Below are 21,591 nucleotides of genomic sequence, written 5' to 3' on the forward strand. Positions count from 1 at the left end.
ATATACCCGGGTGGAGCGCGGTGCTATCGCGTCAGGGGGTGTGTGGTGGCACGGACGGCGTACGCATGGAATGCCACCGGCGCACGAAAGCACGGTCCGCGCGCCGGTCGGAGGTCAGCACGGGCCCCGGCCGGACACCTCGCGCACCGCGGGCACGTCCTGTTCCAGCCAGTCGACCGACCAGATCTCGTCCGGTGCCAGCCAGCGGAGGTCGTCGTGGTCCTGGAGCGGCGCCGGGGTGCCGGAGAGCAGGCGGGTGCGCCAGACCCGCAGGACATAGCCGGGTTTCAGGGGCCACTCGCCCGGGACCCGGTCGACGGGCTCGGCGGCGACGCCCAGCTCCTCGCGCAGTTCGCGCGTCAGGGCGTGCTCGGGGGTCTCGCCGGGCTCCACCTTGCCGCCGGGCAGTTCCCAGCGGCCCGCGAGGTCGGCCGGCGCACTCCGGCGCGCGGCGAGCAGGCGGCCCTCGTCGTCGTAGAGGGCGGCGGCGACCACGAGGGTCGGGTGCTGTGCGGCGGATGCAGTGGGCATGCGCCGGAGCCTACGGTCCGCTCAGCGTCCCGTGCCGTTCTGCTCCGGGCCCGGCTTGCGGGCGGCGAGGCGCTCGACACAGTAGATCTGCTGGTGCTCGCGGTCGCCGAGGCTGTCGGCGGTGCGCTGGGCCTCGGCCCTGGTGGCGAACCTGCCGACGCGGTAGCGGTTCCCGTTGTCGTCCTCCCGGACGACCAGCCACGGAAGTGTGGTCGTGCCGTCACCCATCGCGCCCCTCCACTCCCCGACTCCAGCCCGCATGCCCGCCCCCTGGGACTCCTGAGGAAACCTCACTCCGCATATGCCCGAGCCTACGCCTGACCTTTACGGAGCGGATACGGATTGGCACAAAGAGGTACGCAACAAGCCATCCCGAGCGCCCGCGCGAACGCGCCGGGGAGGCGCATCCGCGTGGATGCGCCTCCCCTTCCTCCCTCGGGGCCGCTCAGCCCAGGCGCACCGTCGGCATCGGCAGGGACACCGGCTGCCCGGTGGGCCGCTTCGTGCAGACGTCGCCGCACGTCGCGTCGAGCGAGCAGCACAGCGAGCAGATCGGACCGGCCTGCGCGGGGCAGTCGGCGATGTCGGGGAGTTCGTACGCCGTGGCGCAGACCCCGCACACGTGGGTGGCGGTGATGTCGGGGACGGCGACCCCGGGGCCGTTCACCGGGTTCGGGCGGGCCAGGTAGTACCTGCCCTTCGTCGCCCAGGCGATCAGCGGGCACAGGGTGAGCGCGAGGCCGGCGGCGATGAAGGTCGAGAACGCCTCGGCGTACGCCCCGAACAGCCCGAAGAAGGCGAGGATCGAGACGACGGAGGCGATCACCATCGCGCCGAACCCGGCCGGGTTCACGGCGTACAGGTAGGCGCGCTTGAACTCGATGTACGGCGGGCTCCAGCCCGCCCGCTTGTTGATGACGAGGTCGGCGGCGACGGCCGCGATCCAGGCGATGCCCACGTTCGAGTAGAAGCCGAGCAGCTTGTTGAGCGCGGCGAACATGTCCATCTCCATCAGCGTCAGCGCGATGGCGAGGTTGAGGAAGATGTACCAGACCCGGCCGGGGTGACGGTGCGTCACCCGGGAGAAGAAGTTCGACCAGGACAGCGAGCCGCTGTAGGCGTTCGTCACGTTGATCTTGATCTGGGAGACCACGACGAAGAGCGCGGCGGCGGGCAGCGCCACCGAGCCGAACCAGGGCTTGAGCGCCTCCACCTGCGGGGCGATCGGTTCGAGCGCGTGCGTCGTGCCGACCGCGGTCAGCGCCGCGAAGGCGAGCAGCGCGCCGCCGAGCTGTTTGGCGGCCCCGATGACGACCCAGCCGGGGCCCGCGGCGAGAACGGCCAGATTCCACCGCTTGCGGTTCGCCTCCGTCCTGGCCGGCATGAACCGCAGGTAGTCCGCCTGTTCACCGATCTGTGCGATGAGGGAGAGCGCCACGCCGGTGCCGAGCCCGAAGCCGAGCCAGTCGAAGCCGCTGCCCGCGCCCTCGGTACCGGCGAAGTGCGTGAAGTCGCCGAAGGTGTCCGGCGCGTGGAAGAGCAGGACCAGGAACGGCAGGACGAGACCGAGCAGCCAGACCGGCTGCGTCCACGCCTGCACCTTGGCCAGCGCGCCCATCCCGCGGAACACGATCGGGATGACGATGAGCGTGGTCAGCACGTATCCGACGGGCAGTGGCACGCCGGCGACCTCGTGCAGTGCCTGCGCCATGATCGAGCCTTCGAGCGCGAAGAAGATGAAGGTGAACGAGGCGTAGATCAGCGAGGTCAGCGTCGAGCCGAAGTAGCCGAAGCCGGCGCCGCGGGTGATGAGGTCCATGTCCAGGCCGTACTTGGCGCAGGCCCGGGCGATCGGGATGCCGGTCAGGAAGATGATCGTCGCCGCGCAGAGGATCGAGGCGAGACCGCTGGTGAATCCGTACGTGAACACGATCGACGCGCCGATGGCGAAGTCCGCGAGGTAGGCGATGCCGCCGAGCGCGGTGGAGGCGACCATCGTCGGCGACCAGCGCCGGTAGGAGTGCGGGGCGTAGCGCAGCGAGAAGTCCTCGCGGGACTCGTCGGCCGCGAGCTTGGCGTAACTGCGCCGGGGCGCAGGCGGTGTGCTCCCACCGGAGGGGTCGGGGGCCGCCGGTCCGGCGGCGGGCAGGGCGGTGTCGGTCATCGGCGGCGTCCGTTCGTCCATCCGTCAGCGGAATACCGGTACGCGGAGGGAAGGTAGGAGCCGGACATGACAACGCGGGGCGGGGCGGGGTTGCGGCCGGGTTACGGGGTGCGGGTGGGGGTTAAGTCCGTGTCACGGGAGGTGGGTGGGGGCGCCGGCCGGGGCATGTGGTGCGGCTCGGTGCGGCGGGGCCGACGGGGTTGACGGGGTTGACGGCGCTGACGGCGTCACTTGACCGGCAGGTGGTAGGCGATGCGGTACCGGTCCGCGGGCACCACGATGTCGGCGGTCTCCACCGGCCGGCCCGAGGCGTAGAACGTGCGGTGGATGACGAGCACGACATGCCCGGGCACCCCGCCGAGCGCGCTCAACTCCTCGGCGAGGCCGGGGCGGGCGGCGACCTCCTCCGTCACGTTGTCCACGATCACGTCGATCGCCGCCATGCGCTCGACGACGCCGCAGCCGCCCAGCGGTCCTTCCTCGGGGAGCATCACCGGGGTGCGGCCGGTGACGGCGAGCGGCTCCCAGGAGGTCGCCAGCATCACCGTCTCGCCCGCGTCCCGGTACACGTACCGCGTGCACATCACACGGTCGCCGACGCGGACCCCGAGCCGCTCGGCGACATCCGCGTCCGCGTCGGCCTGCTCGCTGCGCGACTCCCAGGTGCCGCGGGCCGCGGGATCGGCCTGCTCCTGCCGGAACGGGGTGGAGCCGCCGCCCGCCCGGTACCCGGAGCGGGCCACGCGGCGCGGCACGGGCCGCTCCCGCACGTACGTCCCCGAACCGGAGCGGCCCTCGACGAGCCCCTCGGCCATGAGGACCTTGCGCGCCTCCAGAGCGACCGTGTCCGAGACCCCGTACTCCTCGCGGATCCTGGCCTGGGAGGGGAGCCTGGTGAGCGGCGGCAGCGAGCCGTTGACGATCTTCCTGCGCAGATCTCCCGCAACGCGCAGGTACGCCGGCTGCTCACCGAATGTCACTGGTTCTTCCCCTCGCATCCCCGTCAGGTTGACAGACAGCAACAGCCTGGCAACCGTGGGTTGAGCGGTGCAAGCAAAGGCCACGGAATCACTCGAAGTGATGACATGCAGGCCCTGAGGACTTTACGCAGGGACTTTCTCCAGGTAGTGCAGTTTTCACACATCAACGGTGGAGATCGAATGACCACCGGGGTCAGACGTGGGCGGGATCGGCGACGCCCGTCTTCAGCCCGGCGCCGCAGAGGGGCACGACGGCGGCGCGCCCGTTCAGGATGGAGCCGAGGGGACCGCCCTCGCGGGTCGCGGCCCAGCAGGCGACGCCGGTCGACTCCACGAACAGTCCGCGCGAGGCCAGATCCAGCTGGGCGTGGCGGATCTGGTCCTCGCTCACCGTGTGGAAGGCCCCGCCGGACTCCCGTACGGCCCGCAGGATCTGCCGGGCCCGGGGCGGCCGCGCGATGGCGATGCCCTCCGCGAACGTCGGCGCCGCGGCCACCGGCTCCCCGGCCAGGTCGTCCGCCCCGGCCTGCCACGCGGCGGCCAGCGGGGCGACGGCCGCGGCCTGCACCGCGTGCAGCGCGGGCCGCCGGTCGATCAGCCCCGCGGTGTGCAGTTCGGCGACGGCGAGCGCGGCGCCGAGCAGCAGCGTCCCGTTACCGACGGGCAGCACCAGGATGTCGGGCAGGCGCCCGCCGAGGTCCTCCCACAGTTCGTGCACGTAGGTCTTCGTGCCGTGCAGGAAGTACGGGTTGTAGACGTGGCTGGCGTAGAAGACGCCCTCGCCGTCCGCCGCCGTACGAGCGGCCCGCGCCGTCGCCTCACGGTCCCCGGCGACCACTTCGAGGCGCGCGCCGTGCGCCCCGATCTGCTCCATCTTCTTGGTGGACGTCCCCTCGGGAACGAACACGGAGCAGGGCAGCCGGGCCCGGGCGCAGTACGCCGCGACCGCCGTCCCCGCGTTGCCGCTGCTGTCGGCGACGACCCGCTCCGGGCCGAGACGGGTGGCGAGCGCGGCGAGCATGACGGCGCCGCGGTCCTTGAAGGACAAGGTCGGCATGAGGAAGTCCAGCTTCGCCGACACGTTGTCCGTCAGCGCGACCACGGGGGTGCGCCCCTCCCCCAGGCTGCACTCCGCCCCCGGGATCGGCAGGCACTCCGCATACCGCCACAGCGAATTGACCCGCCCGGCCAGGGACTTGAGCGGCGCGGGGGTCGGCGAGTAGTCCAGGTCGAGCGGCCCGCGACAGGCCGGACAGCACCAGTCGAGCGATCCGGAGGGCACACGGGTCCCGTCGAGCGGGCAGTAACAGCCGGGGAGGACAGTCATGACAGCACCCTAGGCAGCCCGGCCACCCGACGGCGTCCGGCTTTCCGGATGCCGCCGGGTGACCGGGCCCTGCTCAGACCACGGCGAGCCGGTCCACCACCAGCTCCAGCCGCTGCGCGGCGCCCTCCGGCGGCAACCGGCCCGCCCGCGTCAGCGTCGCGAGGCCGTGCAGGGACGCCCAGAACACCTCGGTGAACATACCCGGGTGGACGCCCTCCCCGGCGACCTCGCCCAGGCTCTCCAGCAGCGCGGCGAAGGCGTCCTTCAGCGGTTCGGGGGTGTCCTCCCGCGCGTACGGCAGGCCGCCGTCGAGCTGGAACAGGGCGTCGTAGACCGCGGGGTTGCCGGCGGCGAAGTCGAGGTAGGCGCGGGCGAGGGCGGCGACCCGGGCCCGTGGACCGTCCGCGGCGGAGGTCGCGGCCCGCACCGCGGCGGCCAGCTCCGCGGCGCCCTCCAGGGCGACGGCGCCGATGATCTCCCGCTTGCCGCGGAAGTGGCTGTAGAGGACGGGCTGGCTGTACTCGATGCGCTCGGCGAGCCGGCGGGTGGTGACCGCGTCCCAGCCCTGCTGCTCGGCGAGTTCGCGGGCCGTCGCCACGATGAGGCGCTCGCGCTCCGCCCGTTCGCGCTGCTTGCGTTCCTGTACCGACATGACATGAATCCTAGCACCGCTAGACAATCAAGCGTCAGTAGTACTAGCGTTGCCACATCAGCTAGCAACGCTAGATCCCAGGAGGGGTCCTCATGCTCAACGCACTCCAGGTCGTCACCACCGTGCTCGTCGGCCTGATGGTGGGGGTGGAGTTCTCCGTCGCCTTCGTCATGAACCGGATCTTCAACGCGCTCCCCGAGGACAGCGACCAGCTCGCCCGAGCCCACGGTGGCCGAATGCTCGGCCGCCTCATGCCGTTCTGGTACATCGGCTCACTCGTCCTCAGCGCGATCTGGGCCGTCGCCGCCTGGGACCGCTCCGGCGCCGGACTCGTCGTCATCGCCGGCGCGCTGCTGATCGTGAGCGTGCTGATGTCGGTCCTGCTGCTCGTCCCGATCAACAACCGGAGCAAGACGTGGACCCCGGAGAACCGTCCCGCGGACTGGAAGCAGCAGTCGAACCGCTGGGACCGCTACCACTACGCCCGCGTAGCGGTCATCGTCGCCGCCTTCACCTTCCTGGCGGCGGCACTCGTCTGAGGCGGCGGGCGGGGGGCTCGCCTGGGACGTTCGTGCCGTCTGCGCGCGGACGTTCGCCGCCGCTGGGGCAAGGATGCGACTGCCACTAGGCTCGCCGGATGTCTGGGAGTTCTGGGATGTCCTCTGCCGTCGCCCTTGCGCAGTGGCTGGCCGGCCTCGCGCCCGAGCAGCTGACGACCTTGCTGGAGGAGCGCGAGCTGCCGCGGGCCGCGGGCTACGAAAGAATCACCGGCTTCGGCGTGCTCGCCACGCATCTGCTCACCGATCCGTCGGTCGCGGCCGGGATGCTGACCCTCGACGCGGCCCACTGGGATCTCCTCGCGGCCGTCGGCACGCGCGCCATGGAACGGTACGGACCGCCCCTCAGCTCGCCCGCGCAGCACACCTATGGCCCGATGAACACGTATCCGCGGTTCGACGACGACGGCGACGGCGACGGGCGAAGCGGCGGCATCGATCCGTACGACCGCCTCGTCCCCGAGAGCGACCTGCTCAACTGGCTACGGGCGGGTGGGACTTCCTCGTCCTGGGTGGAGTCGGGGCTCGCCCGGCTGCGGGGGCACGCCCTGCTGCTGCCCGCCCCGGACGGGCAACTCGCGGTACCTGCACACGTACACCGGCTCGCCGCGCGCCAGGTGCACGGGCGTCGCGTGGATGAACTGCTCACCGTCGCCTTCAACGCCCCCGAGGTACGGCGCATCGCGGCCGCGCTCGGCCTCGGCGACAAACTCTCACGCGGCTCCGCGCAGGAAGGCATCACCGCCGTTCTGGGGGATCCGCACCGGGTCCGCGCCTTGGTCGAGCAGGCCCCCCAGGAAGCGCACGATCTCTTGGCGCACCTTGTGCCGGGACCGCCCCTGATGCACACCCATTGCTTCGCCTCCCGAAACGAGACGATGGGCGCCACGGGTACCGCCTCGTACGCCTACGGCGGCTCTCAGCAGTGGCATCCCGGTGACAAGTTCACCTTCCGTGACGGCGGCAGCGGCGACGCGGGCACGGACTGGCTCGCCGCGCGCGGCATGGTCGTACCGGTCGGCCCCGACCTCGTCGAACTCTGCTACGAAGTGGGACACGCCCTGCGCGGTCCGCAGCCGCCTCCCGCCGTGCGGACCACTCCGCCGCCTCTGACCGCGACGTTCCCCACGCCCGCTTCCTGGCAGGACGAGGGCGGCATCGCCGCCGGGGCCGCCGCCTGGCGCGCCGAACTCGTCCTGCGCGAACTGGCGACGGCCCCCGTCGCCATCCGCAAGGCAGGCGGTATCGCCGTACGGGAGACGCGGCGCCTGGCGAAGGCGGGGGGCGCGAGCGAGGCCGACACCAGGCTCTGGCTCGACCTCGCGCTCAACGCGGGCCTCGCCGCCCCCAAGGCCGACGAGGAGGCACCCGCGGCACGCCGCGGCGGCGGCCGCGCCCCCTCCCGCACGAAACCGTCCGGCCGGCTGCTGCCGACACGCGCGTACGACAGGTGGGCACGCGCCACACCCGCCGGGAAACTGCTGCCCCTGGTGGCCGCCTGGGCGGTGGTCCCGGAGGTCCTGACCTGCTGGCCGGACGCGGACGAGCCGCCCGTCGCCCTCATCTCCCCGAACGACGGCTACGCCGTACCGCTGCGTCACGGTCTCCTCGCCGCCCTCGCCACCCTCCCCGACGGCCACGGGACGCAGGCCACGGATGAGGCACTGCGTGCGCTCCTTGAGCGCGCGGCCTGGTTCCAGCCCGCTCTGTACGACCTCATGACAGCGCCGGACGAGCCCGGCACACAGCACGCGGACGGCCGGTACGACGCCGGTGACCTGCTCGCCGACCTGACGGACCCGCAGGTGCTGGAGCAACTCGCCCTGCGCGCCGACGAGAACGGAGTGCCGCTCGGCGATCTCGCCGAGTTCCTGGAACTCGCGCAGGAGCGCTTCATCGGCGACGGGCAAGGTGACACACCTGCGGTCGCGGGCGCTGAAGAGCACTCGCCCCTGGAGCAGCTGATCACCCTCGCGAAGACGTCCGGCCTGGGCACGGTCGCCGACCTCCTCGCGGGCGTCGACCTCGACCACGTCGCATACGAGGACACCGGAGACGACCACGACGGGACCGATGCCCTCCTGCTGCGGCTGCGCGCCACCCTCGACGAGGCCGGACTGCTCGGCCTCGTAGCGCACGGAGCACTCACCGACGCGGGCCGCGCCGTACACGCGCTCCTCGAAGCGGGAGCCCACCGGCACTACCCGGCCGTCCCCGGTGCGCACGCCGACCCCGCGGGCGAAGGTACCGGCGCCGCGGCCGTCGGCGCCGACCTGGCCGACCATCCCCGCCTGGCCGCGGCCGTGGCGGGCCTCCGTGACAGCCTGCGCGCGACGCTGCCCGAGCCCAGCACCACCGCCCACTTCCAGGCCGACTCCACCGCGACCGTCACCGGAGCGCCCGCCACCGAACTGGCCGAACTCCTCACCGCCGTCGGCGACATCGAGTCCGAGGGTCATGCCGTGGTCTGGCGCATCGCCCCCGCCTCGCTGCGCCGCGCCCTCGACACCGGATGGAGTGCCGACGACATCCTCGAACGCCTCCAAGCCGTGTGCGCGAACGGCACCCGCCTCCCCCAGCCGCTCACATACACGATCAAGGACACGGCACGCACGCACGGCCGGCTCCGCGTCGTACGCAGCGCCTGCTGCATCCGCTCCGACGACACCGCACTGATCACCGAAATCACCCGGGCCAAAAGCCTTACCGCACTCGCACTGCGACGCATCGCACCCACCGTGGCCATCTCCACGGCCCCGCCGGAAACGACACTCAGCGCACTGCGCAAGGCCGGATACGCGCCCGTCCTCGAAGCGGAAACCGGCACCACGGTGATCGAACGCCCCCCGGCCGACCGCGCCACCAGCACCGTCCCGACCCTCGACCAGGCACACCCGCAATACGGGCAGCACGCGAAGGGGCTGCCGTCCAGTGCGGCAGGACTCACCCAGCAACTCATGGAGGTCACGGCTCGCCGGTGACACACGTACACGGCCTGGCCGGGGGGAATCACACCGCCACGAGCCGGACCCGCTCGCCGCACAGCTTGGCCATGTCGTCCCCATCGGAAGTCAGCATGACCACGGGGCGGTGCTGCCGCAGCGCGGCCTCGGCGACGGCCGCGTCGATCGCGTACTTGTGTCCGTGTAACCCGGCTTTCATCAGCACCTTCGAGGCAGCCCTCGCCTCCTCGTCACCGACCGGGACGACCCGCAGCCCGGAAAGCACCCGGTTCAGGCGTGACTTGTTCGTACGGGCGTGGACGGCCTCGATGACGGTGAGCGCACTGATCACGACCTCCATGCCGCGCGAGCGCGCCTCAGCGATCAGGGCCACCACCTGTTCTTCGTCAGCGAGCAGCTGCGAGAGTCCCTCGCCGTCGAGGACGAGCGTCCCCTCGTGACTCAGCCTGCGGCGGGCCACTCGGCCTCCTCGGCGAACACCTCGTCGAAGGCCTGCCGCGCCCGCTGACGAGCCGGCTCGGAGACCGGCCCCTTGCGGCTCTCGTAGTCCGCCAGGTACTCGTCCAGGACCTGCCCGCGTAGCTCACGCTCGACCGCCTCGGCGATGAACGCGGAGAACTCCCGCTTGCCCACCCGAGCCCGGATCGCCTCCGCGGTCCCCTCCGGCAGCGACAGGCTCACCCGCGTCGCCGGCCCTTCCCCGATGCTGTACGTCGCCTCGCCTATGCCCCCGATTGTGTCAAACGAGTAGGAAAAGCGCCACGTCCGCCTGCCTTCACAGCTCGGCCAGCGCCCCGCTCACACAAATCCCGGCACGGGCCCCCATCCCATCCCAAACGATCTCAGCTCGGTACGGATAACCAGGGATGGCGACAGGTGACGAGGGGTCAGCTATCCCAGCACCATCCCAGCACGGGATTCCCTGCAAAGTACAAGAAGTTCCAGAAGCGCCAAGGCTACGCATCACCGCCCGCTCCGGATACAGGCCGCGCAGCACTCCAGACGCTGTAATAGTTTCTGTACTAGACTTGCAGCCATGAAGTCACCCCGCCCCGGAGGCACGGAGAACATCTCCGTCTCGATGCCCGCGGAACTCCTAGGTGCTCTGCGCACACGTACCGGCAAGCGCGGCGTGTCCGCGTACGTTACGGCGGCGGTCCGGCATCAGCTCGCCATGGACGGCCTCGCCGAGATCGTGGCCGCCTACGAAGCCGAGCACGAGCCGCTGAGCGAGGCCGAAGTCCAGGCCGCGCAGAGCGAACTGTTCGGTGATGCACCGGCGCCCTATGCGTCGAACGACAGCGCAGCATGAAGGAGCCCGCGGCCAGGACCCTAGTCCTGGACTCCCAGGCGCTGTCGCTGCTCCTGCGCAACGACCGTCAGATGGTGACCCGAATCGAGGCCGCTCGGCGCGTGGGCGTGCCCGTCCTCGTGTCCGCCCTGACGGTCGTGGAGGCCGTCTACGGCAAAGCGGACACCGCCCGGCTGCGCTGGCTGCTCTCCCGCCTCCAGGTCCAGGACGTCACCCAGGCGGACAGCCTCACCGCGGTGCAGCTGCTGAGCGACGCCGGCGGCCTGCACGGCCACAAGTACGCCATCGACGCCCTCGTCGCCGCGATGGCACTTCGCTCCCCGGCGCCCGTCCTCGTACTGACCTCGGACCGCGACGACTGGTCGAAACTGTGCGGCGACCGCGTACAGATCAAGGACGTCTGACCTCGGCGTCTGCTCCGGTTAATTGTCTGCCACTGCCTCCGTGACGGCGGCCTGGAAGTCCTGTGGCTCCAGGAACTGCTTCTTGGAGTTCACCTTGGTTTGCTGGACCAGGGTCGGGTCAGCGAGCAGCAACTGCACGAGACCGGGTTCGGGTTCTCGTGCTTCGCAGCCAGCTCCCGTACCACCGCGCGGTCCGGCTCAAGTACGCAGTCGAGCCGCCGCAGGATCGTGACGGGAGGACCACAGTCCCTTACAGGTTGGGGCGATAAGGGCCCCGAAGCTGGTCAGCAATGGCCCAAATGAAGCTACCGAGCGCGCTCACTAGTTCCTCACGAGAATCGTCTAGCAGTACCGATCAATTTGCCAGAGCCAGCAGCCACCGTCCCACGGTTCAGCCACTCACCCGAGCAGAACCCAGCACCGGCACCACATCCACGTCCCAGCACAATCCCAGCACGGTACGGATGACCAGGGATGACGACAGGTGACGAGGGATCAGCTATCCCAGCACCATCCCAGCACGGGAAAGAACGAAGGGCCCGACTCCGAAGAGCCGGACCCCATCTGACCTGCACGTTTACCAGATCAGCGACGCGGTGTCGTATCACCCGTCACGCGTTGAAGCGGAACTCCACCACAACCCGTCTGACCTGCGGTTATATGGGCACATCCCAGCACCATCCCAGCACGGGATTCACTGCAATGCACAAGAAGATCCGGAAGCACCAAGACTACGCATCTCCGCCCGCCCCGGATACCGGCCGCGCAGCACTCCAGGCACTGTAATAGTTCCTGTACTAGACTTGTACCCATGAAGTCACCCCGCCCCGGCGGCACGGAGAACATCTCCGTCTCGATACCCTCGGAACTCCTCGGTGCTCTGCGCACACGTACCGGCAAGCGCGGCGTGTCCGCGTACGTGACGGCGGCGGTCCGGCATCAGCTCGCCATGGACGGCCTCGCCGAGATCGTGGCCGCCTACGAAGCCGAGCACGAGCCGCTGAGCGAGGCCGAAGTCCAGGCCGCGCAGAGCGAACTGTTCGGTGACGCACCGGCGCCCTACGCGTCGAACGACAGCGCAGCATGAAGGAGCCCGCGGCCAGGTCCCTGGTGCTCGACTCCCAGGCGCTGTCGCTGCTGCTGCGCAACGATCGCCAGATGATCACCCGGATCGAGGCCGCTCGGCGCGTAGGCGTGCCCGTCCTCGTATCGGCCCTGACTGTGGTGGAGGCCGTTTACGGGAAGACAGATACCGCCCGGCTGCGCTGGGTGCTCTCCCGCCTTCAAGTCCAAGACGTCACCCAGGCGGACAGTCTCACTGCGGTGCAGCTCCTAAGCGACGCTGGCGGCCTGCACGGCCACAAGTACGCCATCGACGCCCTCGTAGCCGCGATGGCGCTCCGCTCCCCGGCACCCGTCCTCGTACTGACCTCGGATCGCGACGACTGGTCGAAACTGTGCGGCGACCAAGTGCAGATCAAAGACGTCTGACCTCGGCGTTTACTCAGCTTAAATCCACCTGCTGATCGACTGCTGCTTCGTAGAAGGCATCCGCGAGGGCGACGATGATCGCGTTGATGGCTGGCCCGTCGGTGAAGAAGTAGTCGGCCATCGTGTTGTGGGCGTCCTGGTTATCTGCGACTGCCTCCGTGACGGCCGCTTGAAAGTCTGGTGACTCCAGGAACTGCTTCTTGGAGTTCGCCTTGGTCTGCTTGACCAGGTTTGCGTCATCGAGCAAGCGCTCGACGAGACCCTGCACGAACTCCCTGATCTGCGATGCGGTGAACGACTCGGCGCCGAAGAGGTCGTTCATCTTGTCTATGACGACCTGGAGCGCAACGTACTTCGGATCCTTCTTCGCACCTGTGCCGGCGGCGCTGATGCCCTTCAGTTGCCCGTCACCCACGAGTGAGATGTCGACCGCGATCGCCTTGTTGTGCTTGACCCCGACCAGCACCACGTCGGAAAGGTCTACGTCGGCCGCCCAAGCAGACTCGGCGATTACCTTCTCCAGCAGGCGCAGGAAGATCGAGAGCATCTCCATGTAGGGATCGCCGTAGTCGACGATCTGCGACATGAAGTCATAGAGACGTACGTAGGTGGCGACGTCCTTACGGAACAGGTCGAGCGCCTGGAGCGTGACCTTGTCCTCATCCTCGATCGCTCGCGCGTAGCGGCGCCGGAAGTCGTGCTGCGCCGGGCTGATCGCCGCCGAGAGCGCGTTGTTACCCTTCCGCGTCACCCACAGCTCGGCGACCTTGCGCACTTCGTCCTCGGTGTAGATCCCGGCCTGAGCAAGCTTGTTGGCCAGGTGGACGACGACGTACGGGTCGGTCTCGGTCTCCAGCGTCGCGTTCTTGAAGTACGGCTCAAAGGCCGCCTTGATGTCCTCGGGCTTGTTGGCGAAGTCGATGACGAACGTCTTGCGTTTCTGCTCCCCACCCGCGGTGCGGTGCGTACGGTTGAGCCGCGAGAGCGTCTGCACCGCGGCGACCCCTGACAGCTTCTTGTCGACGTACATCGCCGAGAGCAGGGGCTGATCAAAGCCGGTCTGGAACTTGTTGGCGACCAGCATGATTTTGTACGTATCGCCCTTGAACGCAGCCGCCAGATCAGCCCCGGAGCCGGGGTTCATGTTGGCCTCGGTGAACTCGTCATCCTTCGACGGCTGCGAGCCCCAGTCGCTGTGCCAGGTCTCGTCCTCTGCCATCGCTACCCCGGAGGAGAAGGCGACCAGGGTGCGGTAGTTGTACGAGGCGTCCTCGGCGCGACGCTTGGCGATGTAGGCGTCGATGGCCAGCTTGTACTTCACCGCGGACTTGCGCGAGTCGGTCACGACGATCGCCTTCGCCTTGCCTTCGAGGAGGTAGGCGACGTTGGCGTGGAAGTGCTCCACGATGATCTGCACCTTCTGGCTGATGTTCGTCGGGTGGAGCTGCACCCACCGCATCAGACCCTTGCGGGCGGCACCCTCCTCGACCTCCCCTCCGTCACCGCTCTCGGCCTTGCCGGCGATCTTCAACGCGGTGTCGTAGGACTGATAGCCCTTGAGCACGTCGAGGATGTAGCCCTCCTCGATCGCCTGCTTCATCGAGTACAGGTGGAACTCGCGCGGCTTTCCGTCGACCCCCTTGCGACCGAACAGCTCCAGCGTCTTGTTCTTCGGCGTCGCGGTGAAGGCGAAGTAGGAGATGTTCTCCGACTCGGCCCGCTCGGTCATCTCCGAGGCCAGCACCGCCTCCACATCGACCTCGCCGCCCTCCTCGATCTCCTTAATCTCTTCGGCCGTCAGCACCTGCTTCAGCTTCGAGGAGATCTGACCCGACTGGGAGGAGTGCGCCTCATCGGCGATGACAGCGAACCGCTTGCCCTTCAGGCCGGCGTCGGTGCGTATCTCGTCCAACGCATGCGGGAAGGTCTGCACCGTCACCGCGATGATCAGCTCACCGTTTTTCAAAGCCTGCGCCAACAGACCCGACTTCGACTTCGCACCGGCCTTGCGGACGTCTTCGGGGCTGATCGTCGCGACGATCTTGCCGGTGCCGTCGATCTGTCGGATCGCATCCTGCAGCTGTGAGTCGAGCACGGTGCGGTCCACAACCACGATGACCGAGTCGAAGACCTTCTTGTCCTCGACATGCAGCCGCGCCAGCCGGTGTGCCGTCCAGGCGATGGTGTTCGTCTTTCCCGACCCAGCCGAGTGCTCGATTAGGTACCGCTGCCCAACCCCCTCCTTCTTCACCGCCTCGACGATGCTCGTGACGGCCTCCCATTGGTGGAACCGCGGGAAGAGCATGCTCGTACGCCGCACCGATGTGCCGGTGGTGACGTCCCACTCCTCCTTGGTCTGCACGATCATCAGCCGCCCGATGATGTTCAGCCAGGCCTGCTTCTCCCAGACTCGTTCCCACAGGTACGCCGTGGCCGACCGTCCGTCCGCGCCGGGTGGGTTGCCAGCACCGTTGTCGAAGCCGACGTTGAACGGCAGGAAGTGGGTCTTCTTCCCTTCTAGCCTCGTGGTCATTGCCGCCAGGTCGTTCGAGACCGCGAAGTGCACCAGAGCCCTGTGACCGAACGACAGCAAGGGCTCCGGCCGCCCGTTCGTCAACGGATTGCGATCCTGCTTGTACTGGTTGACCGCTTTATCCAGCGACTGTTTGAACTCAGTCTTCAGCTCTACCGTGGCCACTGGGAGCCCGTTGACGAAGAACACCAGATCGATCTTGCGCTGGTCGGCAGTCGAGAAGTACACCTGTCGCACCACCCGCACCTGCATCGCCTCATAGTGCGTCGTGATGGCCGCGTTGAGCGAGGTCTCGGGACGGAACTGCGCCATCTTCAACCGGCCGCCACCGATGTACTGCACTCCGTTGCGGAGGATGTTCAGCGTCCCGCCGCCATGTTCCAGCGGCCTGTCGAGCGCTGCGGTCAGTACGTCGAGGAACTTCGCCTGCGATCCTGCTGCCTTCAACGCCTTCTCATACGCCGACTTCTGAGTCGCTTCCAGCCATGCGAACAGATCAGCGGGAAACAATGCCCGCTCCCGGTCGTATTTACCACCGTCACGGTCATTCTTCGAGTACAGCCAGCCGTTATCCCGCAGGTACTCGCAGATCTCCCTCTCGAAGGCGTCCTCATCGTCGTCGGCCATCACGCGACCCCTCGTACGTCGATCTGTCCCGTCACTGCCGCCGTGATCAACGCCGATCGGCGCTCCCGCGCCAGCTCGATGAACCGCTCGGTCTCACCGATCAGCATGTCAATCTTCGCAGTCTGCTCATCCAAGAAGGCTGCGACGCGACGCTGCTCATCGAGAGCAGGCATAGGCACAGGCATTCCCGCAATCATGGGTCGCCGCACTGAGGGCACCGTTGCCTGCGCTCCACCGTCACCTACTACGCGGATGAAGAAGGTCGAAAAGTACCAGAAGAGATAACGTGGATAGACGCCCTTGAAGTCACGCAAGACATACACACGCTGGTGGGCAGCGAACTTGCCCCGGTAGTGGTGAAACGAGCGACCGACCATCGCGCCGTCACCAGCAGTGATGATGGCCTCAGTTTCGAACTCGTAGTGGTCGAGCGCCAGAGGCTGATCTCCGCGGACGAAGAATGGATACCCCTCGTCCGCAGCGTCGGCTGAGTCGCTTGAACCGGTACCAATCGCGCAAACATGGCGCATCTGCACTCGCTTGATTCGCAGTTCGGGCAACCAAGGAATCGGCTCGTACGCGTCCTCGAGGCCCTCGCCATCGCCGCTCAGCGATGCGAACGCTTCAACCGCCGCAGCGGCGCGCCGCTCGCGAAGCATCTCGATCAGCTGCTGCTGCTCTTCGATGAGCATGTCAATGCGGGCTGTCTCGCGGTCGAGATAGGAGGCAATGGTTCGCTGCTCCTCGGCCGGGGGCAGTACTAGGGGAATACGAGCGAAGGTGTTCCAGTTGCGGAAGTCAACGCTGCGCTCGCGGACGTTCGGCGCCTGGGTGGCAAGGAAACCGGAGGTACCAAGATGGCGTAGCAGGCGAGCAAGGTAGGCAGGATGGTCGCCCGCCACAGGCTCACAGACGTGATAGACGGGCGAACCGTTGCCATGGCTATCCGAGACGCCGACGGCGCCGGCAAAACCGTCAAGAGCGTGGAAAACCAGGTCGCCGGGACAGATCTCCTGATACCCGTTCTCAGTATCAGAAAAAGTGTAGCCATCCTCACGTCGGTTCGAGCGCAGAGTGACTGCGCCATCTCGATAGGTGGTGATAACGCCGAGCCCCGACCGAGCAGGTCGGTCCAACTGTCGCAACACTCGCCGCACCGTTGTCTTACGCCAGTTGGGCGGTGGCGTGGCAATCACTGCTCCACCTCCCGCAGGAGATCGAGGATCTTGGCGACCTGTTTCTCCAGATCGGCATCGATCTCGGCGAGCGGGCGAAGCGGAACGTACTTGTAGAAGTGGCGCGTGAAGGGGATCTCGTAACCGGTCTTGGTCTTGGCCCAGTCGATCCAGGCATTAGGTACGTGCGGCTTCACCTCCGCATCGAAGTACGTCCGGATGACCTCCCGCTCCCCTGCCGCACCAGCGGTTGAGCCGCCGTAGGTGAACGGGACGTTCTCGGTGTCACGCTTCTTCGAGTTGGGCTTCGGGTTGCCCTTGCGGTCGACGATAGGGTTCCCGTCCTCGTCGAGCAGGGGACGCTCGACGGTGATGGTCCAGTAGCCGAACTCGTCGTTGCGCAGCACCTTCGAGAAGTCAGGATCGGCGTCCTCGAAGTCGGCGTACAGCCTCACGATCTCGGCGCGGTCATGGTCGCTGATCTCGCGTCCCTTGGACCCGAGGTTCTTGCGCATCTTGGTCCAGAACGACGTGCCGTCGATGAGCTGGACCTTGCTCTGGCGGTCGGGGTGCTTGGTGTTGTCGAGGATCCAGATGTAGGTGGCGATGCCGGTGTTGAAGAACATGTTGGTCGGCAGCGCGACGATCGCCTCGACCAGGTCGTTCTCTAGCAGCCACCTGCGGATGTTGGAGGGGCCGGATTCGGCGGCGCCGTTGAACAGCGGCGAGCCGTTCATGATGATGCCCACGCGACCACCGCCGTCCTCCGGAGCACGCATCTTGTGGGCCAAGTGGAGCAGGAAGAGCATCTGGCCGTCCGAGGTCGCGGGAAGTCCCGGCGCGAAGCGGCCGTAGGGGCCGGCGGAGTCACGCTCCGCCTTGACTGCCTTGGCGTACTGCTTCCAGTCCACCCCATAGGGCGGGTTGGACATGCAGTAGTCGAACTGGCGACCTTTGAAGGCGTCATCGGTGAGCGTGTTACCGAAGGCGATGTTGGTCGTGTCGTGGCCCTTGGCGAGCAGGTCAGACTTGCAGATGGCGTATGACTGCGGGTTGTACTCCTGGCCATACAGGGTCAACCTCGCATCAGGTTTCTGCTTGAGGAGGTGCTCCTCTGCCAGGGACAGCATGCCACCGGTGCCGGCCGTGGGGTCGTACAGCGTCCGGATGATCTCTTCTCCGGGGAACTCGACGCCCTTCTCCGCGAAGAGGAGATCAACCAGCAGCCGGATCGCGTCGCGCGGCGTGTAGTGGTCTCCAGAGGTCTCGTTCGCGGCCTCATTGAACTTGCGGATGATGTACTCGAACGCATCCCCCATGTCTGCGTTGGACACCACGTTGGGATGCAGGTCAACGGCGCCGAAGGACTTGACGATCTCGCGCAGGAGCCCGGACTTCTCCAGCGCCAGGGTCTCCTTCTTGAAGTCGAAGTATTCGAAGACGTCCACGTCGGGGGAGAACCGGTCGATGTACTCGGCGAGGTTGTCCGCCAGCCCGTCCGCATCGGCCAGTAGGTTCGCGAACTCGTAGTTGGAGGTGTTGTAGAACGTCCGCCCCGTGGCCTTCTTGACCTCAACCTTGAGCCGGTTCGGATTCTCGTGCCTCGCAGCCAGCTCCCGTACCACCGCGCGGTCCGGCTCGAGGATGCAGTCGAGCCGCCTCAAGATGGTGAACGGGAGAATCACAGTCCCGTACTGGTTGGGGCGGTAGGGGCCCCGAAGCTGGTCAGCGATTGACCAGATGAAGCTACCGAGCGTGCTCACAGGTTCCTCACGAGAATCGTCTAGCAGTAGCGATCACTTTGGCAGAGACAGCAGCCGCCGTCCCACGGTTCAGCCACGGCCCCTCGATCTGCTCTTCCGATCAGCCCGCCTGGCTGCCGGGCGCGGCAGACTGCGCTCCCCCCGGCGATCGAATCGTGATCACGGGCGATCACCGCAGTGGAATCCAGCACCGGCAGCCCATCCACATCCCAGCGCAATCCCAGCACGGTAGGGGTGATCAGGGGTGATGACAGGTGACGAGGGGTCAGTCATCCCAGCACCATCCCAGCACGGGAAAAACCAAGGGGTTCGACTCAAGAGAGTCGAACCCCTCCTGACCTGCATGTTTGTCAGATCAGCGACGTGGTGATATGTCAGCCGCTACACGTTGAAGCGGAACTCCACCACATCCCCGTCCTGCATCACATACTCCTTACCCTCCATGCGCGCCTTCCCCGCCGAGCGGGCCTCCGCGACCGAGCCCGTCTCCACCAGGTCGGCGAAGGAGATGACCTCCGCCTTGATGAAGCCCTTCTGGAAGTCGGTGTGAATGACGCCGGCCGCCTCGGGAGCCGTGGCGCCCTTCTTGATGGTCCAGGCGCGGGATTCCTTGGGGCCGGCCGTCAGGTAGGTCTGCAGGCCCAGGGTGTCGAAGCCGACGCGGGCCAGGGTCGCGAGGCCCGGCTCCTCGGCGCCGACCGACTCCAGGAGCTCCATGGCGTCGGCCTCGTCGAGCTCGGCGAGGTCCTGCTCCAGCTTGGCGTTGAGGAAGATCGCCTCGGCCGGGGCGACCAGCGCGCGCTGCTCGGCCTTGAAGGCGTCGTCCGTCAGCTCGTCCTCGTCGACGTTGAAGACGTAGAGGAACGGCTTGGTCGTCAGGAGGTGCAGGTCGTGCAGGAGCTCCTCGTTGCCGGAGCCCTGGACGATGCCCTTCGAGAAGAGGGTGTCGCCCTTCTCCAGGATCGCCTGGGCCTCCTCGATCGCCTTGACCTTCGGCAGGACGTCCTTCTTGATCCGCGACTCCTTCTGCAGGCGCGGCAGGACCTTCTCGATGGTCTGGAGGTCGGCGAGGATCAGCTCGGTGTTGATCGTCTCGATGTCGTCCTTGGGCGAGACCTTGCCGTCGACGTGTACGACGTTCTCGTCCTTGAAGGCGCGGATGACCTGGCAGATGGCGTCCGACTCGCGGATGTTCGCCAGGAACTTGTTGCCCAGGCCCTCGCCCTCGGACGCGCCCCGCACGATGCCCGCGATGTCGACGAAGTCGACCGTCGCCGGGAGGACCTTCTGCGAGCTGAAAATCTCCGCCAGCTTGGTGAGGCGGGTGTCGGGGACGCCGACCACGCCGACGTTCGGCTCGATCGTGGCGAACGGGTAGTTGGCCGCCAGCACGTCGTTCTTGGTCAGGGCGTTGAACAGGGTCGACTTGCCGACATTCGGCAGACCGACGATTCCGATCGTGAGCGACACGTTGCGACTTCCCGTACGAGAGGAGAGGTGGGGGCGGTCCACCAGTCTACGGCCTGGCCCCGCCCCGCCCGGCGACCTGTCGAACACCCGACCGCACCCGGCCGCCGCCGGACCAGAGACACCCGTGCCACCGGACCCGCCCACCGGCCCCGCCCGACAGTCAAGCTCGGCCAAAGTGCGTGTCCCACGGCCTATTCCGCACATAAGCCCACCTATGTTGGGCGGGTGGAGCAACCCAGGACGCGTCCCCCGCAGCCCCGCCCCCGCCGCACGGCCCCGCTGCCGCCGCAGGCGCAGGGCGGCAGAGCCGTGCGCGCCCGGGCCGGGACCGTCTACCGGGCCGCCCGGACCGGCCGCCGGGTGCCGCCTGTCCTGGTGGCGCTGCGCCGTTTCCCGAACCCGCGGCTGACCGGCCTGGGCAGTGGGCTCTTCTGCACGGCCGCGATGCTGGTGCTCGGCTTCCTGGACCAGCTGCTGCTCGACGGGGCCGCCGCCGTGTACGGCGTGCTCTTCGTCGTCGTCAGCGGCCTGACCGCGGGATGGGTGCGCAAGGCCGACCTCGTGACGGCGCCGGTCGCGCTGCCGATCGCGTTCGCCGTCGGCGCGCTGTCGATCGCCGACGGCGGGGGGCTCGGCGCGCGCCTGATGGGGGTCTTCACGGCGCTCGCCCTGAACGCCGGCTGGCTCTACGCCGGCACGCTCCTCGCCGCCCTGATCGTGGCCGCCCGCCGGGCCCGGCTGCTGCTGCGCCGAGCCGCCCAGCGCCGCGCCGGGCGGTCCAGGGGCCCGGCCGCCTCCCCCCGCGGCCGCACCGCGTAGAGAGAGCACCGACGGGTACGGAAGAAACCTGCGGCGGCGCGTGTCCTAGCCGCGCGACGCCGCCCTGGCCGCTCCCACGATCCCCGCGTTGTTCTGCAGCTGCGCCGGCACGATCTCCGCCTTGATGCCCTCGATCAGCGGCAGGAACTTATGGGCCTTGCGGCTGACGCCGCCGCCGATGACGAACAGGTCCGGGGAGAAGAGCATCTCGACGTGGGCCAGGTACTTCTGGACGCGGTGCGCCCAGTGCTCCCAGGACATGTCGTGGTCCTCCTTGACCTTCGTGGAGGCGCGGCGCTCGGCGTCGTGGCCGTCGAGTTCGAGGTGGCCCAGCTCCGTGTTGGGGACCAGGACGCCCTCGCTGAACAGGGCGCTGCCGATACCGGTGCCGAAGGTCAGCATGAGCACCGTGTCCTTGCGGCCGCGGCCCGCGCCGAACTCCATCTCGGCGACGCCCGCCGCGTCCGCGTCGTTCAGGACCGTGACGGGCAGCCCGTCCAGCTCCGCGCCGAGCAGGGCGCGCGCGTCGACGTCGACCCAGCTCTTGTCGACGTTGGCGGCGGTCCGGATCGTCGAACCGCCGGTGACGACGCCCGGGAACGTGATGCCGACCCGGTCGGGGCGGGCGCCGAAGCTGTCGACGACCTCCTTGACGCCCTTCGCGACCGCCTCGGGGGTGGCCGGGTGCGGGGTCAGCACCTTGTACCGCTCCTGGGCGAGATCGCCGCGCTCCAGATCGACCGGGGCGCCCTTGATCCCGGAACCGCCGATGTCCACACCGAAGATCTCCATGGGCACCACCGTACGACGACGGCGGCCGGGT

20 protein-coding genes are annotated in these 21,591 nt (G+C 68.1%); 7 read left to right on the top strand and 13 right to left on the bottom strand.

Annotated features, from left to right (window positions below):
* Nucleotides 1-114: 114 nt before the first annotated feature.
* From ACIBW6_RS11415 to ACIBW6_RS11440, 6 genes are all read right to left on the bottom strand, one after another.
* The gene (locus ACIBW6_RS11415; protein WP_399059014.1) at nucleotides 115-531 is read right to left on the bottom strand and encodes a (deoxy)nucleoside triphosphate pyrophosphohydrolase; all 417 of its coding nucleotides are present in this window, start codon (nucleotides 529-531) and stop codon (nucleotides 115-117) included.
* Nucleotides 532-552: 21 nt separating this feature from the next.
* Nucleotides 553-759: an SPOR domain-containing protein gene (locus ACIBW6_RS11420; protein WP_399059015.1), complete on the bottom strand. Its 207-nt coding sequence runs from the start codon at nucleotides 757-759 to the stop codon at nucleotides 553-555.
* A gap of 217 nt (nucleotides 760-976) precedes the next feature.
* Nucleotides 977-2,695 carry a purine-cytosine permease family protein gene (locus ACIBW6_RS11425; RefSeq protein WP_399059016.1) on the bottom strand — a complete coding sequence of 573 codons (1,719 nt, stop codon included), beginning with the start codon at nucleotides 2,693-2,695 and terminating at the stop codon, nucleotides 977-979.
* A gap of 227 nt (nucleotides 2,696-2,922) precedes the next feature.
* Nucleotides 2,923-3,675 (bottom strand): GntR family transcriptional regulator, encoded by a 753-nt coding sequence (locus ACIBW6_RS11430; protein WP_399059017.1) that lies wholly within the window; start codon nucleotides 3,673-3,675, stop codon nucleotides 2,923-2,925.
* Between the two features lie 193 nt (nucleotides 3,676-3,868).
* Complete coding sequence (locus ACIBW6_RS11435; RefSeq protein WP_399059018.1) at nucleotides 3,869-5,002, bottom strand: pyridoxal-phosphate dependent enzyme; 1,134 nt, start codon at nucleotides 5,000-5,002, stop codon at nucleotides 3,869-3,871.
* Between the two features lie 73 nt (nucleotides 5,003-5,075).
* Complete coding sequence (locus tag ACIBW6_RS11440; RefSeq protein WP_399059019.1) at nucleotides 5,076-5,654, bottom strand: TetR/AcrR family transcriptional regulator; 579 nt, start codon at nucleotides 5,652-5,654, stop codon at nucleotides 5,076-5,078.
* A 92-nt stretch (nucleotides 5,655-5,746) separates the two neighbouring features.
* Between ACIBW6_RS11440 and ACIBW6_RS11445 the strand changes: the two genes are divergently transcribed.
* On the top strand, nucleotides 5,747-6,193 hold the full coding sequence (locus tag ACIBW6_RS11445; protein ID WP_399059020.1) for an anthrone oxygenase family protein: 447 nt from the start codon (nucleotides 5,747-5,749) through the stop codon (nucleotides 6,191-6,193).
* Nucleotides 6,194-6,309: 116 nt separating this feature from the next.
* The gene (locus ACIBW6_RS11450) at nucleotides 6,310-9,192 is read left to right on the top strand and encodes a helicase-associated domain-containing protein (protein ID WP_399059021.1); all 2,883 of its coding nucleotides are present in this window, start codon (nucleotides 6,310-6,312) and stop codon (nucleotides 9,190-9,192) included.
* A gap of 28 nt (nucleotides 9,193-9,220) precedes the next feature.
* On the opposite strand, the gene ACIBW6_RS11455 is transcribed toward ACIBW6_RS11450, so the two are convergent.
* Both ACIBW6_RS11455 and ACIBW6_RS11460 read right to left on the bottom strand, forming a co-directional pair.
* Entirely contained in the window at nucleotides 9,221-9,634 is a 414-nt protein-coding gene (locus ACIBW6_RS11455; RefSeq protein WP_399059022.1) for a PIN domain-containing protein, read from the bottom strand.
* The gene (locus ACIBW6_RS11460; protein ID WP_399059282.1) at nucleotides 9,616-9,900 is read right to left on the bottom strand and encodes a hypothetical protein; all 285 of its coding nucleotides are present in this window, start codon (nucleotides 9,898-9,900) and stop codon (nucleotides 9,616-9,618) included. The genes ACIBW6_RS11455 and ACIBW6_RS11460 overlap by 19 nt, the downstream gene beginning before the upstream one ends.
* A gap of 310 nt (nucleotides 9,901-10,210) precedes the next feature.
* On the opposite strand from ACIBW6_RS11460, the gene ACIBW6_RS11465 reads away from it, so the two are divergent.
* The 4 genes from ACIBW6_RS11465 to ACIBW6_RS11480 all read left to right on the top strand — a co-directional run bounded on the left by ACIBW6_RS11465 (nucleotide 10,211) and on the right by ACIBW6_RS11480 (nucleotide 12,381).
* Nucleotides 10,211-10,486, top strand: a complete 276-nt coding sequence (locus ACIBW6_RS11465) for a hypothetical protein (protein WP_399059023.1) — start codon at nucleotides 10,211-10,213, stop codon at nucleotides 10,484-10,486.
* A complete protein-coding gene (locus ACIBW6_RS11470) occupies nucleotides 10,483-10,890 on the top strand; it encodes a PIN domain-containing protein (RefSeq protein ID WP_399059024.1) in 408 nt (135 codons plus the stop codon). The genes ACIBW6_RS11465 and ACIBW6_RS11470 overlap by 4 nt, the downstream gene beginning before the upstream one ends.
* Before the next feature lie 811 nt (nucleotides 10,891-11,701).
* Entirely contained in the window at nucleotides 11,702-11,977 is a 276-nt protein-coding gene (locus ACIBW6_RS11475; RefSeq protein ID WP_399059025.1) for a hypothetical protein, read from the top strand.
* Nucleotides 11,974-12,381, top strand: coding sequence for a PIN domain-containing protein (locus tag ACIBW6_RS11480; RefSeq protein WP_399059026.1), 408 nt, complete (start codon nucleotides 11,974-11,976; stop codon nucleotides 12,379-12,381). The genes ACIBW6_RS11475 and ACIBW6_RS11480 overlap by 4 nt, the downstream gene beginning before the upstream one ends.
* A 13-nt stretch (nucleotides 12,382-12,394) precedes the next feature.
* Here the strand turns inward: ACIBW6_RS11480 and ACIBW6_RS11485 are convergent, their stop codons facing one another.
* The 4 genes from ACIBW6_RS11485 to ychF form a co-directional block, all read right to left on the bottom strand.
* Nucleotides 12,395-15,541 carry a type I restriction endonuclease subunit R gene (locus tag ACIBW6_RS11485; protein ID WP_399059027.1) on the bottom strand — a complete coding sequence of 1,049 codons (3,147 nt, stop codon included), beginning with the start codon at nucleotides 15,539-15,541 and terminating at the stop codon, nucleotides 12,395-12,397.
* Nucleotides 15,541-16,737 carry a restriction endonuclease subunit S gene (locus ACIBW6_RS11490; protein WP_399059028.1) on the bottom strand — a complete coding sequence of 399 codons (1,197 nt, stop codon included), beginning with the start codon at nucleotides 16,735-16,737 and terminating at the stop codon, nucleotides 15,541-15,543. The genes ACIBW6_RS11485 and ACIBW6_RS11490 overlap by 1 nt, the downstream gene beginning before the upstream one ends.
* Nucleotides 16,734-18,479 carry an N-6 DNA methylase gene (locus ACIBW6_RS11495; RefSeq protein ID WP_399059029.1) on the bottom strand — a complete coding sequence of 582 codons (1,746 nt, stop codon included), beginning with the start codon at nucleotides 18,477-18,479 and terminating at the stop codon, nucleotides 16,734-16,736. The genes ACIBW6_RS11490 and ACIBW6_RS11495 overlap by 4 nt, the downstream gene beginning before the upstream one ends.
* Before the next feature lie 381 nt (nucleotides 18,480-18,860).
* Nucleotides 18,861-19,949, bottom strand: a complete 1,089-nt coding sequence (ychF, locus tag ACIBW6_RS11500) for a redox-regulated ATPase YchF (RefSeq protein ID WP_399059030.1) — start codon at nucleotides 19,947-19,949, stop codon at nucleotides 18,861-18,863.
* A gap of 225 nt (nucleotides 19,950-20,174) precedes the next feature.
* On the opposite strand from ychF, the gene ACIBW6_RS11505 reads away from it, so the two are divergent.
* Nucleotides 20,175-20,768, top strand: coding sequence for a DUF6542 domain-containing protein (locus tag ACIBW6_RS11505; protein ID WP_399059031.1), 594 nt, complete (start codon nucleotides 20,175-20,177; stop codon nucleotides 20,766-20,768).
* Between the two features lie 45 nt (nucleotides 20,769-20,813).
* Here ACIBW6_RS11505 and ppgK read toward each other — a convergent pair whose 3' ends face one another.
* The gene (gene ppgK, locus ACIBW6_RS11510) at nucleotides 20,814-21,560 is read right to left on the bottom strand and encodes a polyphosphate--glucose phosphotransferase (protein WP_399059032.1); all 747 of its coding nucleotides are present in this window, start codon (nucleotides 21,558-21,560) and stop codon (nucleotides 20,814-20,816) included.
* Nucleotides 21,561-21,591 lie beyond the last annotated feature (31 nt).

The organism is Streptomyces sp. NPDC049813 (assembly GCF_044465085.1).
Taxonomy (GTDB): Bacteria; Actinomycetota; Actinomycetes; order Streptomycetales; family Streptomycetaceae; genus Streptomyces.